This window comes from Paenibacillus amylolyticus (assembly GCF_051136285.1).
GTDB classification, from domain to species: Bacteria; Bacillota; Bacilli; order Paenibacillales; family Paenibacillaceae; genus Paenibacillus; species Paenibacillus amylolyticus_F.
The window spans coordinates 4,662,104-4,681,072 of record NZ_CP194938.1; the positions used below are offsets into that span (position 1 = coordinate 4,662,104).

10 protein-coding genes, 11 tRNA genes and 2 rRNA genes are annotated in these 18,969 nt (G+C 47.0%); 22 read left to right on the forward strand and 1 reads right to left on the reverse strand.

Going from position 1 to position 18,969, the window contains the following annotated elements:
* Positions 1 to 125: 125 nt before the first annotated feature.
* The 13 genes from ACR8BL_RS20485 (at position 126) to ACR8BL_RS20545 (ending at position 4,297) form a co-directional block, all read left to right on the forward strand.
* Positions 126 to 3,051, forward strand: a 23S ribosomal RNA gene (locus ACR8BL_RS20485).
* 94 nt (positions 3,052 to 3,145) lie between these two features.
* Positions 3,146 to 3,262 (forward strand): 5S ribosomal RNA (gene rrf / locus ACR8BL_RS20490).
* 84 nt (positions 3,263 to 3,346) lie between these two features.
* Positions 3,347 to 3,422: transfer RNA gene (locus ACR8BL_RS20495), tRNA-Asn, on the forward strand.
* A gap of 3 nt (positions 3,423 to 3,425) precedes the next feature.
* Positions 3,426 to 3,498, forward strand: a tRNA-Thr gene (locus tag ACR8BL_RS20500).
* Between the two features lie 10 nt (positions 3,499 to 3,508).
* Positions 3,509 to 3,580, forward strand: a tRNA-Glu gene (locus ACR8BL_RS20505).
* Between the two features lie 44 nt (positions 3,581 to 3,624).
* Positions 3,625 to 3,700 (forward strand) — tRNA-Val (locus tag ACR8BL_RS20510).
* Between the two features lie 8 nt (positions 3,701 to 3,708).
* Positions 3,709 to 3,783 (forward strand) — tRNA-Gln (locus tag ACR8BL_RS20515).
* Positions 3,784 to 3,791: 8 nt separating this feature from the next.
* A tRNA-Lys gene (locus ACR8BL_RS20520) sits at positions 3,792 to 3,864 on the forward strand.
* 12 nt (positions 3,865 to 3,876) lie between these two features.
* Positions 3,877 to 3,957 (forward strand) — tRNA-Leu (locus ACR8BL_RS20525).
* A gap of 11 nt (positions 3,958 to 3,968) precedes the next feature.
* Positions 3,969 to 4,043, forward strand: a tRNA-Gly gene (locus ACR8BL_RS20530).
* A gap of 6 nt (positions 4,044 to 4,049) precedes the next feature.
* Positions 4,050 to 4,126, forward strand: a tRNA-Arg gene (locus ACR8BL_RS20535).
* 16 nt (positions 4,127 to 4,142) lie between these two features.
* Positions 4,143 to 4,216, forward strand: a tRNA-Pro gene (locus ACR8BL_RS20540).
* Positions 4,217 to 4,226: 10 nt separating this feature from the next.
* Positions 4,227 to 4,297, forward strand: a tRNA-Gly gene (locus ACR8BL_RS20545).
* Positions 4,298 to 4,553: 256 nt separating this feature from the next.
* Here ACR8BL_RS20545 and ACR8BL_RS20550 read toward each other — a convergent pair.
* Positions 4,554 to 4,895 (reverse strand): WGxxGxxG family protein, encoded by a 342-nt coding sequence (locus ACR8BL_RS20550; protein ID WP_434749282.1) that lies wholly within the window; start codon positions 4,893 to 4,895, stop codon positions 4,554 to 4,556.
* Positions 4,896 to 5,476: 581 nt separating this feature from the next.
* On the opposite strand from ACR8BL_RS20550, the gene ppc reads away from it, so the two are divergent.
* From ppc to ectB, 9 genes are all read left to right on the forward strand, one after another.
* Positions 5,477 to 8,269, forward strand: a complete 2,793-nt coding sequence (gene ppc, locus ACR8BL_RS20555; RefSeq protein WP_434749283.1) for a phosphoenolpyruvate carboxylase — start codon at positions 5,477 to 5,479, stop codon at positions 8,267 to 8,269.
* A 243-nt stretch (positions 8,270 to 8,512) separates the two neighbouring features.
* Positions 8,513 to 9,079 carry an RNA polymerase sigma factor SigW gene (gene sigW / locus ACR8BL_RS20560; RefSeq protein ID WP_090924356.1) on the forward strand — a complete coding sequence of 189 codons (567 nt, stop codon included), beginning with the start codon at positions 8,513 to 8,515 and terminating at the stop codon, positions 9,077 to 9,079.
* Positions 9,080 to 9,214: 135 nt separating this feature from the next.
* A complete protein-coding gene (locus ACR8BL_RS20565; RefSeq protein WP_434749284.1) occupies positions 9,215 to 9,829 on the forward strand; it encodes a zf-HC2 domain-containing protein in 615 nt (204 codons plus the stop codon).
* 290 nt (positions 9,830 to 10,119) lie between these two features.
* Positions 10,120 to 10,959 (forward strand): diadenylate cyclase CdaA, encoded by an 840-nt coding sequence (gene cdaA / locus ACR8BL_RS20570; RefSeq protein WP_434749285.1) that lies wholly within the window; start codon positions 10,120 to 10,122, stop codon positions 10,957 to 10,959.
* Entirely contained in the window at positions 10,952 to 12,454 is a 1,503-nt protein-coding gene (locus ACR8BL_RS20575; protein WP_434749286.1) for a CdaR family protein, read from the forward strand. Before cdaA ends, ACR8BL_RS20575 begins: the two co-directional genes overlap by 8 nt.
* Positions 12,455 to 12,525: 71 nt before the next feature.
* Complete coding sequence (gene glmM, locus ACR8BL_RS20580; protein ID WP_434749287.1) at positions 12,526 to 13,866, forward strand: phosphoglucosamine mutase; 1,341 nt, start codon at positions 12,526 to 12,528, stop codon at positions 13,864 to 13,866.
* 371 nt (positions 13,867 to 14,237) lie between these two features.
* A complete protein-coding gene (locus ACR8BL_RS20585; protein WP_434749288.1) occupies positions 14,238 to 14,396 on the forward strand; it encodes a hypothetical protein in 159 nt (52 codons plus the stop codon).
* Between the two features lie 232 nt (positions 14,397 to 14,628).
* Entirely contained in the window at positions 14,629 to 16,461 is a 1,833-nt protein-coding gene (gene glmS, locus ACR8BL_RS20590; protein ID WP_434749289.1) for a glutamine--fructose-6-phosphate transaminase (isomerizing), read from the forward strand.
* Between the two features lie 652 nt (positions 16,462 to 17,113).
* On the forward strand, positions 17,114 to 18,397 hold the full coding sequence (gene ectB / locus ACR8BL_RS20595) for a diaminobutyrate--2-oxoglutarate transaminase (RefSeq protein ID WP_434749290.1): 1,284 nt from the start codon (positions 17,114 to 17,116) through the stop codon (positions 18,395 to 18,397).
* Positions 18,398 to 18,969: the final 572 nt, after the last annotated feature.

Here is an 18,969-nt window from a genome sequence, read left to right on the forward strand (position 1 = left end):
CTGAACTTGTGTATAACAAGTTTCAATAAAAACGGTAGATTGCTGGAGCGAGTGATCGAAATGGAGCGACTTTTGGCTTTGCGCAAGCAAACCAAGCGGAGCGACAGCTCGAACACGAGCGTCATGGTTAAGCTACTAAGAGCACACGGAGGATGCCTAGGCGCTAGGAGCCGATGAAGGACGTGGCGAACAACGAAACTGCCTCGGGGAGCTGTAAGCAAGCTTTGATCCGGGGATGTCCGAATGGGGAAACCCAGCTGGGGTAATATCCAGTTACTCACAACTGAATACATAGGTTGTGCAGAGGCATACCAAGGGAACTGAAACATCTAAGTACCTTGAGGAAGAGAAAACAATAGTGATTCCGTCAGTAGCGGCGAGCGAACGCGGAGAAGCCCAAACCAAGGAGCTTGCTCTTTGGGGTTGTGGGACGTCTCACATGGAGTTACAAAGGAAGCGGTTAAGCGAAGAGGTCTGGAAAGGCCCGCCAAAGAAGGTAAAAGCCCTGTAGTTGAAAGTTGGTTCCCTCCGAGACGGATCCCGAGTAGTGCGGGGCACGTGAAACCCCGTATGAATCCGGCAGGACCATCTGCCAAGGCTAAATACTTCCTAGCGACCGATAGTGAAGCAGTACCGTGAGGGAAAGGTGAAAAGCACCCCGGAAGGGGAGTGAAATAGAACCTGAAACCGTGTGCTTACAAAAAGTCAGAGCCCGTTTTAGGGGTGATGGCGTGCCTTTTGTAGAATGAACCGGCGAGTTACGTTCCCGTGCAAGGTTAAGGTGAAGAGCCGGAGCCGCAGCGAAAGCGAGTCTGAATAGGGCGCCATAGTACGTGGACGTAGACCCGAAACCGGGTGATCTACCCCTGTCCAGGGTGAAGGTGCGGTAACACGCACTGGAGGCCCGAACCCACGCATGTTGAAAAATGCGGGGATGAGGTGGGGGTAGCGGAGAAATTCCAATCGAACTCGGAGATAGCTGGTTCTCCCCGAAATAGCTTTAGGGCTAGCCTCGGAAAACAGAGTCGTGGAGGTAGAGCACTGATTGGGTGCGGGGCCCGCAAGGGTTACCAAGCTCAGTCAAACTCCGAATGCCATAGACTTACTTCCGGGAGTCAGACAGTGAGTGCTAAGATCCATTGTCAAAAGGGAAACAGCCCAGACCATCAGCTAAGGTCCCCAAGTGTGTGTTAAGTGGGAAAGGATGTGGAGTTGCACAGACAACCAGGATGTTGGCTTAGAAGCAGCCACCATTGAAAGAGTGCGTAATAGCTCACTGGTCGAGTGACTCTGCGCCGAAAATGTAACGGGGCTAAACACACCACCGAAGCTATGGCTTGATGCATTGCATCAGGGGTAGGGGAGCGTTGTATAAGGGTTGAAGGTGTACCGTAAGGAGCGCTGGACATTATACAAGTGAGAATGCCGGTATGAGTAACGAAAAGATCAGTGAGAATCTGATCCGCCGAAAGCCTAAGGGTTCCTGAGGAAGGCTCGTCCGCTCAGGGTAAGTCGGGACCTAAGGCGAGGCCGAAAGGCGTAGTCGAAGGACAACAGGTCGAAATTCCTGTACCACCGTAAATCGTTACGAGCGATGGGGGGACGCAGTAGGGTAGTGACGCGGACTGATGGATGTCCGTCTAAGCAGTAAGGCTGATGTGTAGGCAAATCCGCACATTGTAAGGCTGAGCTGTGATGGGGAGCGAAAATTACAGTAGCGAAGGTCATGATCTCACACTGCCAAGAAAAGCCTCTAGCCAGATGAAGGTGCCCGTACCGCAAACCGACACAGGTAGGCGAGAAGAGAATTCTAAGGCGCGCGGAAGAACTCTCGTTAAGGAACTCGGCAAAATGACCCCGTAACTTCGGGAGAAGGGGTGCCCCGGTAGTGTGAATAGCACGAGGGGGCCGCAGTGAAAAGGCCCAAGCGACTGTTTAGCAAAAACACAGGTCTGTGCGAAGCCGTAAGGCGAAGTATACGGGCTGACGCCTGCCCGGTGCTGGAAGGTTAAGGGGAGTGGTTAGGAGTAATCCGAAGCTGTGAACCGAAGCCCCAGTAAACGGCGGCCGTAACTATAACGGTCCTAAGGTAGCGAAATTCCTTGTCAGGTAAATTCTGACCCGCACGAATGGCGTAACGACTTGGGCGCTGTCTCAACGAGAGATCCGGTGAAATTTTAATACCTGTGAAGATGCAGGTTACCCGCGACAAGACGGAAAGACCCCATGGAGCTTTACTGCAGCTTGATATTGAATTTGGGTACGATCTGTACAGGATAGGTGGGAGCCTTAGAAGCATGAGCGCCAGCTTGTGTGGAGGCACCGTTGGGATACCACCCTGATCGTATCTAGGTTCTAACCTGGTGCCCTCATCGGGTACGGGGACAGTGTCAGGTGGGCAGTTTGACTGGGGCGGTCGCCTCCTAAAGAGTAACGGAGGCGCCCAAAGGTTCCCTCAGAATGGTTGGAAATCATTCGAAGAGTGCAAAGGCATAAGGGAGCTTGACTGCGAGACCAACAAGTCGAGCAGGGACGAAAGTCGGGCTTAGTGATCCGGTGGTACCGCATGGAAGGGCCATCGCTCAACGGATAAAAGCTACCCTGGGGATAACAGGCTTATCTCCCCCAAGAGTCCACATCGACGGGGAGGTTTGGCACCTCGATGTCGGCTCATCGCATCCTGGGGCTGAAGTAGGTCCCAAGGGTTGGGCTGTTCGCCCATTAAAGCGGTACGCGAGCTGGGTTCAGAACGTCGTGAGACAGTTCGGTCCCTATCTGTCGTGGGCGTAGGAAATTTGAGAGGAGCTGTCCTTAGTACGAGAGGACCGGGATGGACGTACCGCTGGTGTACCAGTTGTTCCGCCAGGAGCACCGCTGGGTAGCTATGTACGGACGGGATAAGCGCTGAAAGCATCTAAGCGTGAAGCCCCCCTCAAGATGAGATTTCCCAGTATGTAAGACCCCTTGAAGACGACGAGGTAGATAGGCTGGGGGTGGAAGTGCAGCAATGCATGGAGCTGACCAGTACTAATCGGTCGAGGGCTTATCCAATAGCACGTTTTAATCGCGTAAGTTTCGTTTCGAATCTAGTTTTCAGAGAACAACACTCTGATGAATGGAAGAAGCTATGCTTCGACCAATCGCGTTTGGTGGCGATGGCGGAGGGGTTCCACACGTACCCATCCCGAACACGACCGTTAAGCCCTCTAGCGCCGATGGTACTTGGACCGCAGGGTCCTGGGAGAGTAGGACGCCGCCAAGCGAACTCTTTCATCATACATAGAAAACAGGCTCTGCATGTGGACGTTGTACGATGAATTGCATTTGCATTGCAAATGCATATTATTCCCTGATAGCTCAGTTGGTAGAGCACTCGACTGTTAATCGAGTTGTCACAGGTTCGAGTCCTGTTCGGGGAGCCATTTGCTCTCATAGCTCAGTAGGTAGAGTGCATCCATGGTAAGGATGAGGTCACCGGTTCGATCCCGGTTGAGAGCTCTGAAGATGGGGCCCGTTGGTCAAGGGGTTAAGACACCTCCCTTTCACGGAGGTAACAGGGGTTCGAATCCCCTACGGGTCATAGTAATATCTATTGCTTTAACAAGGGATGAGAATCCCAAAGATGGAGGCTTAGCTCAGCTGGGAGAGCATCTGCCTTACAAGCAGAGGGTCGGGGGTTCGATCCCCTCAGCCTCCACCATCTATTTTTGGGGATTAGCCAAGCGGTAAGGCAACGGACTTTGACTCCGTCATGCATAGGTTCAAATCCTATATCCCCAGCCATTTATTATGAGTCATTAGCTCAGTTGGTAGAGCACCTGACTTTTAATCAGGGTGTCGAAGGTTCGAATCCTTCATGACTCACTTTTACTATATGCGCGTGTGGCGGAATTGGCAGACGCACTAGACTTAGGATCTAGCGTCTTTGACGTGGGGGTTCAAGTCCCTCCACGCGCATCCTTTATTTTGCGGAAGTGGCTCAGCGGTAGAGCATCGCCTTGCCAAGGCGAGGGTCGCGGGTTCGATTCCCGTCTTCCGCTCCAATATTTGCGCCCTTAGCTCAGCTGGATAGAGCGTTTGACTACGAATCAAAAGGCCGGGAGTTCGAATCTCTCAGGGCGCGCCATTATTTCCATTCATATCGGGATGTAGCTCAGCTTGGTAGAGCACCTGGTTTGGGACCAGGGGGTCGCATGTTCAAATCGTGTCATCCCGATTTTTGTTATGCGGGTGTAGTTCAATGGTAGAACTTTAGCCTTCCAAGCTAATAGCGTGGGTTCGATTCCCATCACCCGCTTACTGATTCAGATCAAGGTCTCTGCTATATATGCAGAGACTTTTTTTGTGTACTTAACAATGGTGAAACTGAAAATGTTAATGTGTAGTGTCAGAGGGTGATCGGAGGGACAGATCGCCTATATGTATTCAATAGAGCCAAGACCTTCGTGACAAGCGCCACAGAAGGTCTTGGCTCTATTATGCTTGTTTTACGCTATATGTCAGCATTGACCAGCCCAGTAGCGGAGGTTCTTTTTTTCAAAGGAATCAATGGATTAACGCTCGTGATGATCAGTGACTCTTTTACGCATGCCGGCTAATCCAAGCAATCCTAGCAAACCAAGCCAGCCCCAGTCCATGCCCCTGTCACGGTCTGTTGTTGTAGCTGCATTTGTGCGCACGCTATTGGTACGGTAATCCCCATTCGTACGATAGTTACCATCCATGTTCATATTCATGTTGCTGTTTGTACGATCCATGTAGTTGCTGTTCTGATACGATTGGACACGAGAACCGTTGGCATCCATACCTTTGGACATGTGGCCCTCAGCGCCTGCAGAACCAGCCATTGCGGCAACCAGTACCATTGAAGCAATAATTGTTGTGGCTTTTTTCATGATGTGAACTCCTCCTTTATGTTGTACGAACTATCAAGTAATCTGCCCAAACTCACAAGAAGATTATGTAGCAGGAGGAGTGTTAACTTATGGGGAAGCGATAAAAGTGATTGAGACATACATAAGAAATCGATTGAAAGCAGACGGTATGTGATAGAAAATCAAAATTTCATCTTTAATTTATTACGTCAGTGTGATAAAGTATACAAAAGCTTGCTTTGCCGGTCATGTTTCTTTGTAACATCTGTTATCAATGAATGGTAAAACTGGAGACTGGAAATTTTGCTTGCGTGCATTCAGGCCTATATAAACAAACTGCATAATTATAAATTTTTTAGATTAGTTATGAGATATATGAGGTGTAGAAAGTACGTGAAAAAGGTATCATGCGACAGCAAATGACCATTCATTGAAGCAGAACAAGAAAATGAATAAAAAAGCGTGTTTTTGTGCTGTATTTCGGGGATAATCCCCATTTTTTCTAGTAGAAAAATAAAGATTTTCGTACCATTTTATTGTATGATGTTATGAAGGTGTCAAATTTACGTGTACGAATGGAACGATCAGATGGGAGGATAAGCATGACTGAAACTATGGTAACCGCCAGCAAAAGCCAATCCAACAACCTGCTTCGTAGAGACGTGCGGTTCCTGGGCAATATACTCGGAGAAGTTCTTGTCCATCAAGGCGGCACGAAACTTCTAGATATCGTTGAGAAGATTCGGGAAACGAGCAAATCGTTGCGTGCAGAGTTTTTGCCAGAACTGTATGAAGAATTCAAAACGATGATCCAGGAATTAGACTCGGACAATCGTCATCAGGTTATTCGGGCTTTCGCTATTTATTTTCAATTAGTTAACATTGCTGAACAAAACCATCGGATTCGGCGTAAACGGGATTATGAGCGCTCTGCAGGAGATGCTGTACAGCCGGGATCCATTGAAAAAGCAGTACAGGATTTGAAGGAACGTGGGTTGTCTCATACCGAAGTAGAGGACATTCTGGATGACTTATCGCTGGAACTCGTGATGACAGCTCACCCAACCGAGGCGATGCGCCGGGTTATTCTGGATATCCATAAACGGATTTCCGAAGATGTCATGCTGCTCGACAATCCTACGCTGACGTTGCGTGAACGTGAACAGCTGCGTGAGAAACTGTTAAATGAGGTTATTACCCTCTGGCAAACAGATGAGCTACGCGATCGCAAACCGACTGTACTTGATGAAGTACGGAACGGGATGTATTACTTTCATGAAACGTTGTTCCACGTACTTCCGGATGTATATCAGGAGCTGGAACGTTGCCTGAATAAATTTTATCCAGACCATGACTGGCATGTACCGACGTATTTGCGTTTCGGTTCCTGGATTGGTGGAGACCGGGATGGAAATCCATCGGTAACTTCAGATGTAACTTGGCAGACACTGTTGATGCAGCGCAAGCTCGCTTTGCGTGAGTATCAGCGGATTATGATTGAACTCATGGGTCACCTCAGCTTCAGCACCAACATCATTCATATCTCGGATGAACTGGTGCAGTCGATTGAGCAGGATCGCAGCTATGTCACTTTAAAAAAAGTAGACATTTGGCGTAATGAAAAAGAGCCGTACCGCATTAAACTGGCTTACATGATTGCCAAGCTGAACAATGTTCTTGATGAGAACAAAGTAGGTCAGCCGGATCGATATCAAAATGCTCAAGACCTGATTGATGATTTGTTAATTATCGACAGAAGCCTGCGGCATCATTTTGCTGACTATGTAGCGGATACAACGATTCGTAAAATGATTCGTCAGGTTGAACTGTTCGGATTCCATACAGCTTCTTTGGATGTGCGTCAGCACAGCAAGGAGCATGAAAGTGCAATGTCAGAAATTTTGGCGAAAATGAATATTGTAGATGATTATGCACGTCTGACAGAGGACGGTAAAATCGACCTGCTTGCTCGTTTGCTGGATGATCCTAGGCCGCTTACATCTTCTTACCATCAGTATACGGAAGGAACCAAAGAGTGTCTGGATGTATTCCGCACAATCAAGCGTGCACAGAATGAATTCGGTACAGGCTGTATTACCAGCTACCTGATTAGTATGACACAAGGGGCAAGTGATCTGCTTGAAGTGATGGTATTTGCCAAAGAGGTTGGTTTGTTCTCCAAAGGAGCAAGTGGTGAAGTCATCTCTACACTGCAGGCGGTTCCGTTGTTCGAGACGATTGACGACCTTCATGCAGCATCCGAGATCATGCAAAGACTCTTTAATCTGCCTGTGTATCGTGAAAGCGTTAAGGCACGTAATGAACTACACGAAATTATGCTTGGTTACTCTGACAGTAACAAGGATGGCGGAGTAGTCACAGCGAACTGGGAACTGCGTATAGCGATGAACGCAATTACAGCTGTAGGTAATGAGCATGGCGTAAAACTGAAGTTCTTCCACGGACGCGGCGGAGCCCTAGGACGTGGCGGTATGCCGCTGAACCGAAGTATTCTTGCACAACCACCTCATACGATTGGGGGCGGGATCAAGATTACGGAACAAGGCGAGGTTATTTCGTCCCGTTATTCTCTACAGGGAATTGCTTATCGCAGTCTGGAGCAGGCAACTTCAGCGCTGATTACAGCGGCTTTGAATGGTCTGGAGCCGCAAGAGTCGGCATCGGAGCAAGCTTGGGATGAGATTATTAAAGACATCTCGGGAGTGTCGCTGACGAAGTATCAGGATCTCATTTTCCGTGACCCGGATTTCTTCACGTTCTTTAAGGAGTCTACACCTCTTCCTGAGGTAGGCGAGCTCAACATTGGTTCACGACCATCCAAACGGAAGGGCAGTGACAAGTTCGAAGACCTGCGTGCGATTCCTTGGGTATTTGCCTGGACACAGAGCCGTTATTTGCTTCCGGCATGGTATGCGGCAGGTACAGGATTGCAGAGCTACTATCAGGGCAAAGAAGAAAATCTGAACGTCCTGAAAGATATGTATGCCAACTTCCCGTTCTTCCGTACATTGATTGATACGGTGCAAATGGCGATTGCCAAAGCGGATCTCGTGATAGCCAAAGAGTATTCGGCCATGACTTCCAACAAGGAAGCGCGTGATCGCATCTATGGTCAGATCGAAACGGAGTTCAAACTGACCAAAGAGCTGATCCTGAAAATTACGGGCGAAGCTGAAATTCTGGACGATGTACCTGTTATTCAAGAATCGATTCGTTTGCGTAATCCGTATGTTGATCCCCTTTCCTACATGCAAGTACAGTTGCTGAGTGAATTACGCGACATGCGTGAACGTGGTGAGGATGATACGGAATTGCTCAGAGAAGTGTTGTTGACCATTAATGGTATTGCTGCAGGGTTACGTAATACGGGCTGATATTGAACCTGAGTCATTCACATGATGAATGGTTTATGCACTAAATTAAATATGTATCTCTCCTTTTCAAGGCGAGAGTAGAGGGGACTCCTCCGGGAGTTCCCGTTTTTACTGTTTTTGGACGATATTTGTCATACAGTCTTGATTTTTGACCAAAGTTGATTTACGATTTGATTGGTGAATTACAAGTGTGGGCGGGTATTAGAAGACGGAAGACCCATCAGCATGTCTGGGGGAATTAGGGTGGACAATTTGGAGAACAGGCTTGTGAAGCTGGTACTCAAGGGTGACCAGAGAGCCTTTGCAGAAATCGTTGAATTATATAAGGACAAGCTGTTTCATTTGGCATACCGGATGCTGAGCAACCGTCACGAAGCGGAGGACGTTGTTCAGGAGACGTTTTTGCGTGTGTTTCGAAATATGGAAAAATATGATCCAAATCAGAAATTCTCGACTTGGATCTATCGAATTGCAACGAATCTGTGTATCGACCGGTTACGTAGAAAGAAACCTTCCTACTCGCTTGATGCTGAGCTTAATGATCAGGAAGGATCTGATGGATACGCGATGCTTCCCAGTGATGATCGAACACCGGAGAGTGAGGCACTTCTTTCCGAAACACAGACCCTCATCCGTGAGGCGATTGATAGCTTGCCAGCGAAGTATAAGTCGGTTATGGTTTTGAGATACTTACAGGATTTATCATTACAGGAGATCAGTGATGTTACAGGTATGCCCGTAACTACAATTAAGACAAGGGTACACCGGGGCCGTGATTTTCTGCGCAAAAAACTGGAATATAAGTTATAATTTCAGGTTCACCCGAAATTGGGCAAAATTATTTGAAACATATCCGAAACGGGTGCGTATGAAATATATGCAAGTCTTATGCGTGCTTTTTACAGGTGCATGGACTAAGTGTCTAAGGAAAGGATTGGCTCTCATATGGATTGCAACTCGGCCGTCTCTTTAATGCATGAATGTTTGGATGAGTCGTTGTCCCCGGAACAGAAGACTGAACTGAAAAGCCACCTGTTGATCTGTCCGGATTGTCGCATGCGCTTTAAAGAGTTGGAACAGACGGAAATGCTACTCTTTGCCATGAAACATTATTCACCGTCTGCCTCGGATGAGCTGACCAATCGAATTATGAATGCTCTGCCACAGCCCAAGAGACAGCAAATATGGCTCAAATGGGTCAAAGGACATCCCGCGCTGACGGCGGCAGCCTTCTTTTTGGTCGTGATGCTCTTTAGCGCCTTCAATTTCTGGAATCAGAACAACGAAATGGTCGTTAAGGGGAACAGTCTGGATCAGCTCGTGATTCAAGGCAACACGGTTATTGTTCCAGAAGGTAAGTCAATTGCTGGCGATCTTACGATAGAGAATGGAACCGCTCAAGTTTACGGAGATGTGAATGGTAATCTGACGGTCATTGACGGACAACTGTTTCAAGCCTCTACAGCGCACGTTTCAGGTCAAGTGAAAAGTATTGATCAGGCGCTCGACTGGTTCTGGTACAAAATAACCAATATGGTAAATGAAGTGGCTTACCGCTAAGTGAGGGTATCACTTCACGGGTATATACCAAGCAGGGTACCTCCGAATTGCGTGGGGTGCCCTTTTTTTATTGTTTAAATGACAGAAAAAGTGGAAAAAGGAAGCTTATATGCAGTTTGTGACTGGAGTAACTTGCAACCTGAACGGTAACGTTATAACCTAGATAGTAATGAGAACATACTACATATAGATAAGCATTAAATAAATGCGAAGAAGGGGTTATGTAAAATCCCAAATGGTTAATATGAGATCAGGGTTTACTCATCAATGGGGATAGCGGGGGCTGGCTTATGAATTATTTTGCTGACTTAACGTGGAAAGAGTCCATTAAGGACGTTATCGATATATTGATCGTTACCTATATTATGTACAAACTGATTTTACTTGTACGGGGTACACGTGCGGTTCAGCTTCTGAAAGGGATTCTGTTCCTTGTGTTGATCTGGGCATTAAGTACGTGGCTAAATCTGTATACACTCAAGTGGCTAATGAACCAGATGTTTACGTTTGGAGTCGTGGCCGTGTTCATTATATTCCAGCCGGAACTCCGCCGTGGTCTGGAGCAATTGGGTCGAGGCAAGTTATTTGGACGCTCAGCTGCCGCAAGCGACGAAGAGTTAACGGTGTTAATTGGTGAGATTATTAAGTCCGTTAATTATCTGTCCCGCCGTAAAATTGGTGCACTTGTTGTCTTTGAACGTGAAACAGGGCTGAATGACTACACGGAATCCGGGATCAAAATGCAGTCTCTCGTCAGTTCGGAGCTGATGATTAACATCTTTATTCCGAACACTCCACTTCATGATGGAGCAGTGATCATCCAGGGAAAACAAATAACCGCAGCAGCCTGTTACCTGCCATTATCCGAGAATCCGTTTATCAGCAAAGAATTGGGTACCCGCCATCGTGCGGCAATTGGAATAACTGAGGTGGCCGATGCAATCTGTCTGGTTGTTTCGGAGGAGACAGGACAAGTTTCTCTGGCGATGAATGGACAGGTGGTTCGTGATATTAAGGAAGAATCACTGATTGCCAAACTGTATGAGGAATTGCGCCCAACCTCCAATTTGAGCAAGAAGAATGCATGGTCAACCTTCTGGAAACGGAAGGGGGGACGCAAAAATGGATAAATGGTTTAACAATAATACGTTTGCCAAAATTCTTGCACTGGCGGTGAGTTTGCTTCTCTGGTTCATGATACATCTGGATGAAGTTCCAACAACACCAACAATTACTGCGGGCATATCCAGTAAGGTCGTGGAGCGCACTGTGCCTGTTCAGCCATATGGCTTGGATAGTAATGCTTATGTTCTTACGTCTCTCAGCACAGATGAAGTGCGACTGGAGATCAAAGGGCAGCGTTCGATGCTGACATCTATTTTCACCAATGATGATTATAAAGTTCTGGTCGATTTGAGCCAAGTAAAGGATGGTTCGAATACATTACCGCTTGTCCCTGATCTTCCTTCCGGGGTTGAAGTGGTCAGTATGGAACCATCCATGGTGACGGTGAATGTAGAGAAATTGGGCACCAAATCGTTTAACGTGAATATTGTACCCGAAGGAGAGCCTTCGGCTGGATATACTGCAGGAACGCCCGTGGTTGAACCTTCCTCTCCGGTTAAGGTAACTCTTCCGGAAGGTCAACTCGATGCTGTGGCGAGTGTTCAGGGCAGTGTGAGTGTGAAAGATGCGAAGGACGATGTGATTCAGAAAAAAGTGAAGCTTCAGGCATATGATGCCGAGGGTAAAGTGATCGAGAATGCAATCATAACGCCGCAAGCGGTTGAAGTTCGTATACCGGTCAGTCAGCCCTATACCAAAGTGCCCTTGAGGATCCAATATTCAGGACAGTTGCCAGACGGTCTGGTACTCTCCTCAGTTGAACCTAACGTGAAAGAAGTCTCGGTTTATGGGAGTGAGGAAGTACTTGCAGGTATACAGTCCTATGACCAGACTACTCTTGATCTTACGCAATTCACTCAGTCGGGTACATCGACAGTTAACGTGGACTTGACGGCGCCTTCCGGTTCTGAGAAAATCGAGCCTAGTTCGATTCAGATTAAGGTAACCGTGTCTCCATATGATGAAGTGGAGACGACAACCAAGGTCTTTCCCAACGTTCCGATTAATTTGAGTGGTTTGGGAACTGGGCTGGAAAGTGAGTTAGTTACTCCGAAAAGCGGTGGCCTAAATATCACACTAACCGGATCACGAAACATGCTTGAAGGTTTAAGTGGTGATGACATCAAACTTACGGGAGACCTCAGAGGACTTGCTGTGGGTACACATGAGATTAAATTGGAAGCCGATCTGCCACGGTTTGCCAAGCTGGATAAGGCGTCTAATAGTTTAAGTGCTACGGTTAAGATCAGTGAAAAAGCCGAAGATGCAACTGCTTCTCCAGATCCAAATTCAAGTGAGGATAATCCATCATCACCAGATCCATCGCCGGCAGAAGTTGAGAATGGAAAGCCAAATACGGATCCTGTAGAAGAGCAAAACGAATCGAATACGGAGCATCAGGATCCAAGCCAGCAAGGAAGTGCAGCAACAAATCGTGGAAGTGTAAACAATAATGATAATAATAGCAGTAGCGGTAGTAAATCGGGTTCTAATCCGTAATCTTTAATTTATTTCAAATTCAAAATGATATTGATGCGCTCATATATGATGCAAATAGAAGGAGTTAGATCATGGGTAAATATTTTGGTACAGATGGTGTCAGAGGGGTTGCTAATAAAGAGTTGACGGCAGAGTTAGCATATAGCATTGGACGGTGCGGTGGTTACGTGCTTGCAGGTGGTGTGGAAAGACCGAAAGTAGTCATTGGCATGGACACACGGATTTCCGGACTTATGCTGGAATCGGCGCTAGTGGCAGGTCTACTGTCTATTGGTGCGGATGTCATTCGACTTGGTGTCGTGTCTACTCCAGGTGTGGCTTACATTGCACGTTTGCTCAGAGCAGACGCGGGTGTCATGATCTCGGCTTCTCACAACCCGGTTGAGGATAACGGTATTAAATTTTTTGGTGGAGATGGTTTTAAGTTATCGGATGAAACGGAGAACCGGATTGAAGAATTAATGGATGCGGAAAAAGATGAACTGCCACGTCCCGTTGGTGCGGGTCTTGGAACTGTGACGATCGATGAAGAATCCCGGTATCGTTATCTGGACTACCTGAAAACAACCGTATCCGAGTCGTTCTCTGGTCTCAAAATTGTACTCGACTGTGCGAATGGTGCAGCTTATGAACTGGCGCCTAAATTGTTTAGTGAGCTTGGTGCAGAAGTCATTGCCATTGGCGCTGAGCCGAACGGTCTGAACATTAACGAGCAATGTGGTTCGACCCATCCAGAGCATTTGAAACAAGAGGTGTTGAAACATCAAGCTGATCTTGGCCTTGCTTTTGACGGAGATGCAGATCGTTTGATTGCTATCGATGAAACGGGTGCCGAAGTGGATGGCGACTTCATTCTATGCATATGCGGAGATGCGATGAATCGGGCAGGCAAGCTGAAAGACAATACGGTGGTGTCTACCGTAATGAGTAACATTGGTTTCTACAAAGCAACAGAGAAGCTTGCGCTGAAAACAGCCAAAACAGCTGTAGGCGATCGTTACGTGATGGAAGAAATGCGTCGTGGCGGATACAACTTGGGCGGTGAGCAGTCCGGTCATGTTATTTTCCTGGATTACAATACAACTGGCGATGGCATGCTGACGGCTATTCAACTTGTTGATACGCTGAAGGCTTCTGGTAAAAAGTTGAGTGGGCTGAAAGCGATCATGACACAGTACCCGCAAGTGCTGGTTAATGTTCGTGTGGATGACAAGAGCAAATATGAGGGTAATGTTGCGATCGGTGAAGCCATTGCAGCGGTAGAAGAAAAACTGGGAGATAATGGCCGTGTGCTGGTTCGTGCGTCAGGTACTGAGTCCCTGATTCGTGTTATGGCGGAAGGGCCAGATAAGAATGAACTGGAGCAGTTTGTATCCCAGATTGTTGATGTAGTGCAAAAAGAGCTGGTATAGACCGCTAAGAAAAGCCTGTTGCCATGCGATCTGAGAGTTGATTTTCACAAAATTGATTTCATGGCATATGGTTATACAAGGTAGATTGAATTCCAAATATTAACGATTCATTCATTGGTCCTGCGTCCTGCCAGATAAGACTATGGGTTTGATTATCTGGCGTTGGAGCGTGGGTAAATATGCTGAAATAGTTACAGGTACTTTGCTCCATTGCAAAATGGACTTCAGGTGCATATAATGAGTGGAGTCGTCATTCAGACACGGAAAGTGAGGATTGTAAGGTTACAGTTACACAAGCGCCAGAGCTTGGAGTTGCGCGGGACACATGTTGGTGGATATCTCTTTTGAACTATGAAGAGAAGACATGATACATGGACGGCAATCAAGCTGACGAGGTGGAGGTGTTCGGATTGTTCGGCGGGGACCTCCCGGTGATGCACCAGAGCCGTAAACCGGATTGCGGAAAATGGATGGGTGACTGTCCACACAACGCGCCGGTAGGTGCAGGAGATCAGATAAAACTAAAATGAATGTGCGCGAAGAGCGTAAACAGTACGCGGACGGAAAATGATGTACATTCATGATTGCATTCGTAATAGAGCATGAACACAGCGGGACGGCAGAAGGCCGTTCTGATCATTGACAATTGAATAGGAAATGATATTCATGATACGGTAAGCAATCTATCATTTTCCAACACGTCCACCTCTGCCTGTTTCTCTTCCTGACACAGTATTCATATACAAACGGAGGAACTAAATTATGTGCGGTATTGTTGGATATATTGGTAATAAGAACACTCAATCGGTATTGGTCGAAGGGTTGAAAAAGCTCGAGTATCGTGGCTATGATTCTGCAGGGATCGCGATCTTCACACCAGAAGGTCTGCAAATCACGAAAGCTCTTGGACGTTTGGCAAACCTTGAAGCAAAGCTAGATGGTGCTCCGCTGGTAGGTAATGCCGGAATCGGACACACACGTTGGGCTACGCATGGTAAACCATCGGACGAGAACTCCCATCCACACACGGATGGCAGTCAGAAGTTCTCTGTTGTGCATAACGGGATTATTGAGAACTATTTGGAACTGAAGGATGAGCTGATCTCTCAAGGTCACACGTTTACTTCCGAGACAGATACCGAAGTCATTTCACACCTGATTGCACGCGAATACAATGGTGATATCGTTAAAACTGTGCAAAAAGTGATCACGTTGTTGCGTGGCGCATTTGCGCTGGGTGTATTGACAGAGCATGAGCCTGAGAAACTCGTTGCTGTGCGTCAAGCAAGCCCATTGATTATTGGTATTGGTGAAGGCGAGAACTTCATCGGTTCCGATATCCCGGCAATTCTGGAACATACACGTAACGTGTATATTCTGAATGATGGTGAAATGGCTGTATTGACACATGATGCTGTCGAATTGATGACGATTGAGGGCAATTTTATTTCTCGGGAAATGATTCGTGTCGATTGGGATGCAGTAACCGCAGAAAAAGGCGGATTTGAGCATTTCATGCTGAAAGAAATTCATGAGCAGCCAAAAGCATATCGTGATACGATGCTGGGTCGCATCGACAATGAAGGCAAAAAAGTTCAGCTTCCTGAACTCAAAATGACGGAAGAGCAAATCAAAAATATTCGTAACGTTCAAATTATTGCATGTGGTACGGCGTACCATGCTGGTCTGGTTGGACGTACAGTGATTGAACAATTGGTTCGTATTCCTGTTGAAACGGATGTTGCTTCTGAGTATCGTTACCGTTCGCCGATCGTCCATAAAGATACACTTGTAATTGTGGTAAGCCAATCCGGTGAAACAGCAGATACGCTGGCAGCACTGCGTGAAGCTCAATCTAACGGTGCGCATGTACTGGCGATTACAAACGTTGTGGGCAGTTCGATTGCACGTGACGCAGACGATGTGATTGCTACATTGGCTGGTCCTGAGATTGCAGTAGCTTCTACTAAAGCCTACACGTCTCAGTTGATTGCATTTAACCTTCTTGGTCTGTACCTTGCACAAGTACGCGGTACACAAACACCGGATGAGATTGCACACACACTTGCAGCGATGCAAGCACTGCCTGAGCAAGTGGAATCCATGCTGGAGCAAGCGGATGCGATTAAAGGGTATGCAGAGCAAATCTCTAAACATGAACATCTCTTCTTCATTGGCCGTGGTCTGGATTATGCGGTAGCTCAAGAAGGATCGTTGAAGCTGAAAGAGATCTCTTATATCCACTCGGAAGCCTATGCTGCAGGCGAACTGAAACATGGTACACTTGCGTTGATCGAAGATGGTATTCCTGTTATTGCTTTGGCAACACAGGAAAATGTCCTTGAGAAAACAGTAAGTAACATCAAAGAAGTGAAAGCACGTGGTGCAGACGTTTTGGCAATCACGTACGAAGAGCACGTAGCTCCTTTGCTGAAATCTGTAGACCAAGCATTTGCTATTCCTAAGACGTTGCCACTTCTGAGCCCTGCTCTGTCCGTTGTTGCATTGCAATTGCTGGCATATTACGCTTCATTGGCTCTAGGTCACGATGTCGATAAACCACGTAACCTGGCGAAAAGTGTAACAGTTGAGTAGTATATAAGTTGTGAATTGAAACGTAAGATGAAAGATTTATAACCTCTAAAAGGGAGCCCGAGAGATTAACTCGTGGCTCCTTTTTGAATTCCACAAAACATCATACATATCCGCCCCTAGTGAACCTCATGTATTCTTTCAATCAAATTTAACGCTGACCCAGAGTGTGACAAGAGAGATGAAAATTTTGATGAATTGTCATCTCAAGTACATGGATTCAGAGGAATAGTAAAAATTTTAGGTTTTTCATTCCAAAATTACCAATAGATATTCAGGGGTTAGGGAGAGTCGAATCTCTCAAAAAAATACAAAAAATTCTAGAAATTCCTCAAAATTATTTAGAAACAGTCGAATTATTAATATTTAATGTTGCTAAGATCTAATTTAACCAAAATTTTACTATACATTCTTTGGAAATTTGATATAATTCAACATAGGTCGCCTTCCAATTATACTAAAAAATAGAATTGGTGGGTTTTTATACATACCTAAGCTGTGCGCGAGAGACCAGTCCACTGGCTACCCAGCAAGCTGGCATGCAAGGACCGACAATTGTGGAAAATGACAGCCGAGAATTTGTTGCTCGATGACGTCAGAAGGTTCAGAAAGAATGAAGCTAACCTTATCCCAATTCCGATGGAGGATGAAGCGCGTGAGCATTTTTGAAAAGCTGGAGTCCAACGTAAGATCTTATTGCAGAAGCTTTCCGGTGGTATTCGACCGGGCTAAGGAAGACCTGTTGTATTCTGAGGATGGAAAAGCATACATTGATTTTTTCGCAGGTGCAGGAGCACTGAATTACGGTCATAACAACGATTATATCAAGGATCGGATTCTCGACTACTTGACCTCAGACCGGATTATGCATGGTCTGGATATGTACACTATGGCCAAGCGTGAATTCATCCAGAGCTTTTCGGAGCGGATTTTGGAGCCCAAGAAGCTGAATTACAAGCTGCAATTCTGTGGTCCAACAGGCACGAATGCAGTGGAAGCGGCCCTTAAGCTCGCACGCAAGGCGAAGAAAAGAACTGGAATATTTGCATTCATGGGCGGCTTCCATGGCATGTCGCTCGGCAGCCTATCGGCGACAAGCTCCAAGTCTATGAGAGAAGGGGCGGGGCTTCCTCTGGACGGAGTTACGTTTATGCCTCACCCGAGTGGGACTTTTGCGAAAATGGATACGCTCGGCTATATCGAGAACATCCTGACTGATTCGCATTCCGGAATCGACAAGCCGGCTGCCATTCTGCTAGAAACGGTACAAGCCGAAGGCGGAATTCATGTTGCCGACGCACAATGGCTGTGCGGGCTGCAGCAGCTTTGCCGTAAGCATGATATTCTGCTCATTACCGACGAGATTCAAGTCGGTTGCGGCCGAACAGGCGAATTCTTCTCCTTCGAACGTGCAGGAATCGAACCGGATCTGATTACTCTATCGAAGTCGATTAGTGGGTACGGACTGCCAATGTCCCTCCTGCTCCTGAAGCCCGAGCTTGATCTCTGGACGCCGGGTGAACACAACGGGACTTTCCGTGGTAACCAGCTTGCTTTTGTAGCCGCGAAGGCTGCTCTTGAGTTCCGGGACAGAGCTGCCCTGGAGGATCAAGTGAAGCAGAAGGAAGAGTTTGTTCGCTCGTTCCTTGATAAAGAAATCAAGCCTCTGCATCCGTCCATCGTCACCCGCGGACTTGGCCTGATCTGGGGCATCGACGTCTCGGGCTTCACGGATGAAGCCGGGGCGAAGCAGATGTCGGAGCTTAGCTTTGAGAAAGGGCTCATCATTGAAAGAGCTGGCAGAGGAGACATGGTGCTGAAAATCATGCCTCCGCTGACCGTTTCGATGGAGAATCTGGCTGCTGGATGCGACATTATCAAGTCCAGTATTCAGCAGGTGATCTCTCAGGAGAAACAGAGTTTGCTAGTAACAACCTAAAGTAGAGCAGGCCAGGGCTGCCCTTACAGAGATAATAGGCATTGAAGTGCGTTCTGAGAGCCGTGCAGCCCTCAAATAAAATGGAACGTTTTGATCCCATTGGAACATTGTTCACCTTATGAAGCACACATCGTCACATCTAATCGTCAGGAAAAGATCACTACCTCGCAGCCGGATCTTTACTTAACCACATCAGGGCTGCGGGGGATGTATAAAGTGTACATAGAGTCTATCAATACCCCTTAGACATAGCCTTCGGCAAAGTCAGCTCAGGTGCCGAAGCCATAGGTACGGCTGATTTTTTGCTGTCCACATGGAATCCTACAGCTAGTCTTACTTCAATGGGAGGAACCTCCCTAGCCCACCCCATATTCAATTCCGAATCCAAATGTTAAACCTAAGCCCGTTTTCGGGTGGCTCGCCCGCAGTATGCATAATGAAGCAGGGGAGCTAGAAGCAGCACCTCTTGTGAGGACCTATGTTTTTTTATTGTCTTTTACGCAGGGAACTAATGGCACAATTGCAAGGCAGAGGGCTACCGCATGTGATCAACCGAACAAGTGGAATGGTGA

Coding starts and splice junctions, on each gene's coding strand:
- ACR8BL_RS20550 (WP_434749282.1), bottom strand. CDS start 4,895: ATGAAAAAAGCCACAACAATTATTGCTTCAATGGTACTGGTTGCCGCA.
- ppc (WP_434749283.1), top strand. CDS start 5,477: ATGACTGAAACTATGGTAACCGCCAGCAAAAGCCAATCCAACAACCTG.
- ACR8BL_RS20565 (WP_434749284.1), top strand. CDS start 9,215: ATGGATTGCAACTCGGCCGTCTCTTTAATGCATGAATGTTTGGATGAG.
- cdaA (WP_434749285.1), top strand. CDS start 10,120: ATGAATTATTTTGCTGACTTAACGTGGAAAGAGTCCATTAAGGACGTT.
- ACR8BL_RS20575 (WP_434749286.1), top strand. CDS start 10,952: ATGGATAAATGGTTTAACAATAATACGTTTGCCAAAATTCTTGCACTG.
- glmM (WP_434749287.1), top strand. CDS start 12,526: ATGGGTAAATATTTTGGTACAGATGGTGTCAGAGGGGTTGCTAATAAA.
- ACR8BL_RS20585 (WP_434749288.1), top strand. CDS start 14,238: ATGGACGGCAATCAAGCTGACGAGGTGGAGGTGTTCGGATTGTTCGGC.
- glmS (WP_434749289.1), top strand. CDS start 14,629: ATGTGCGGTATTGTTGGATATATTGGTAATAAGAACACTCAATCGGTA.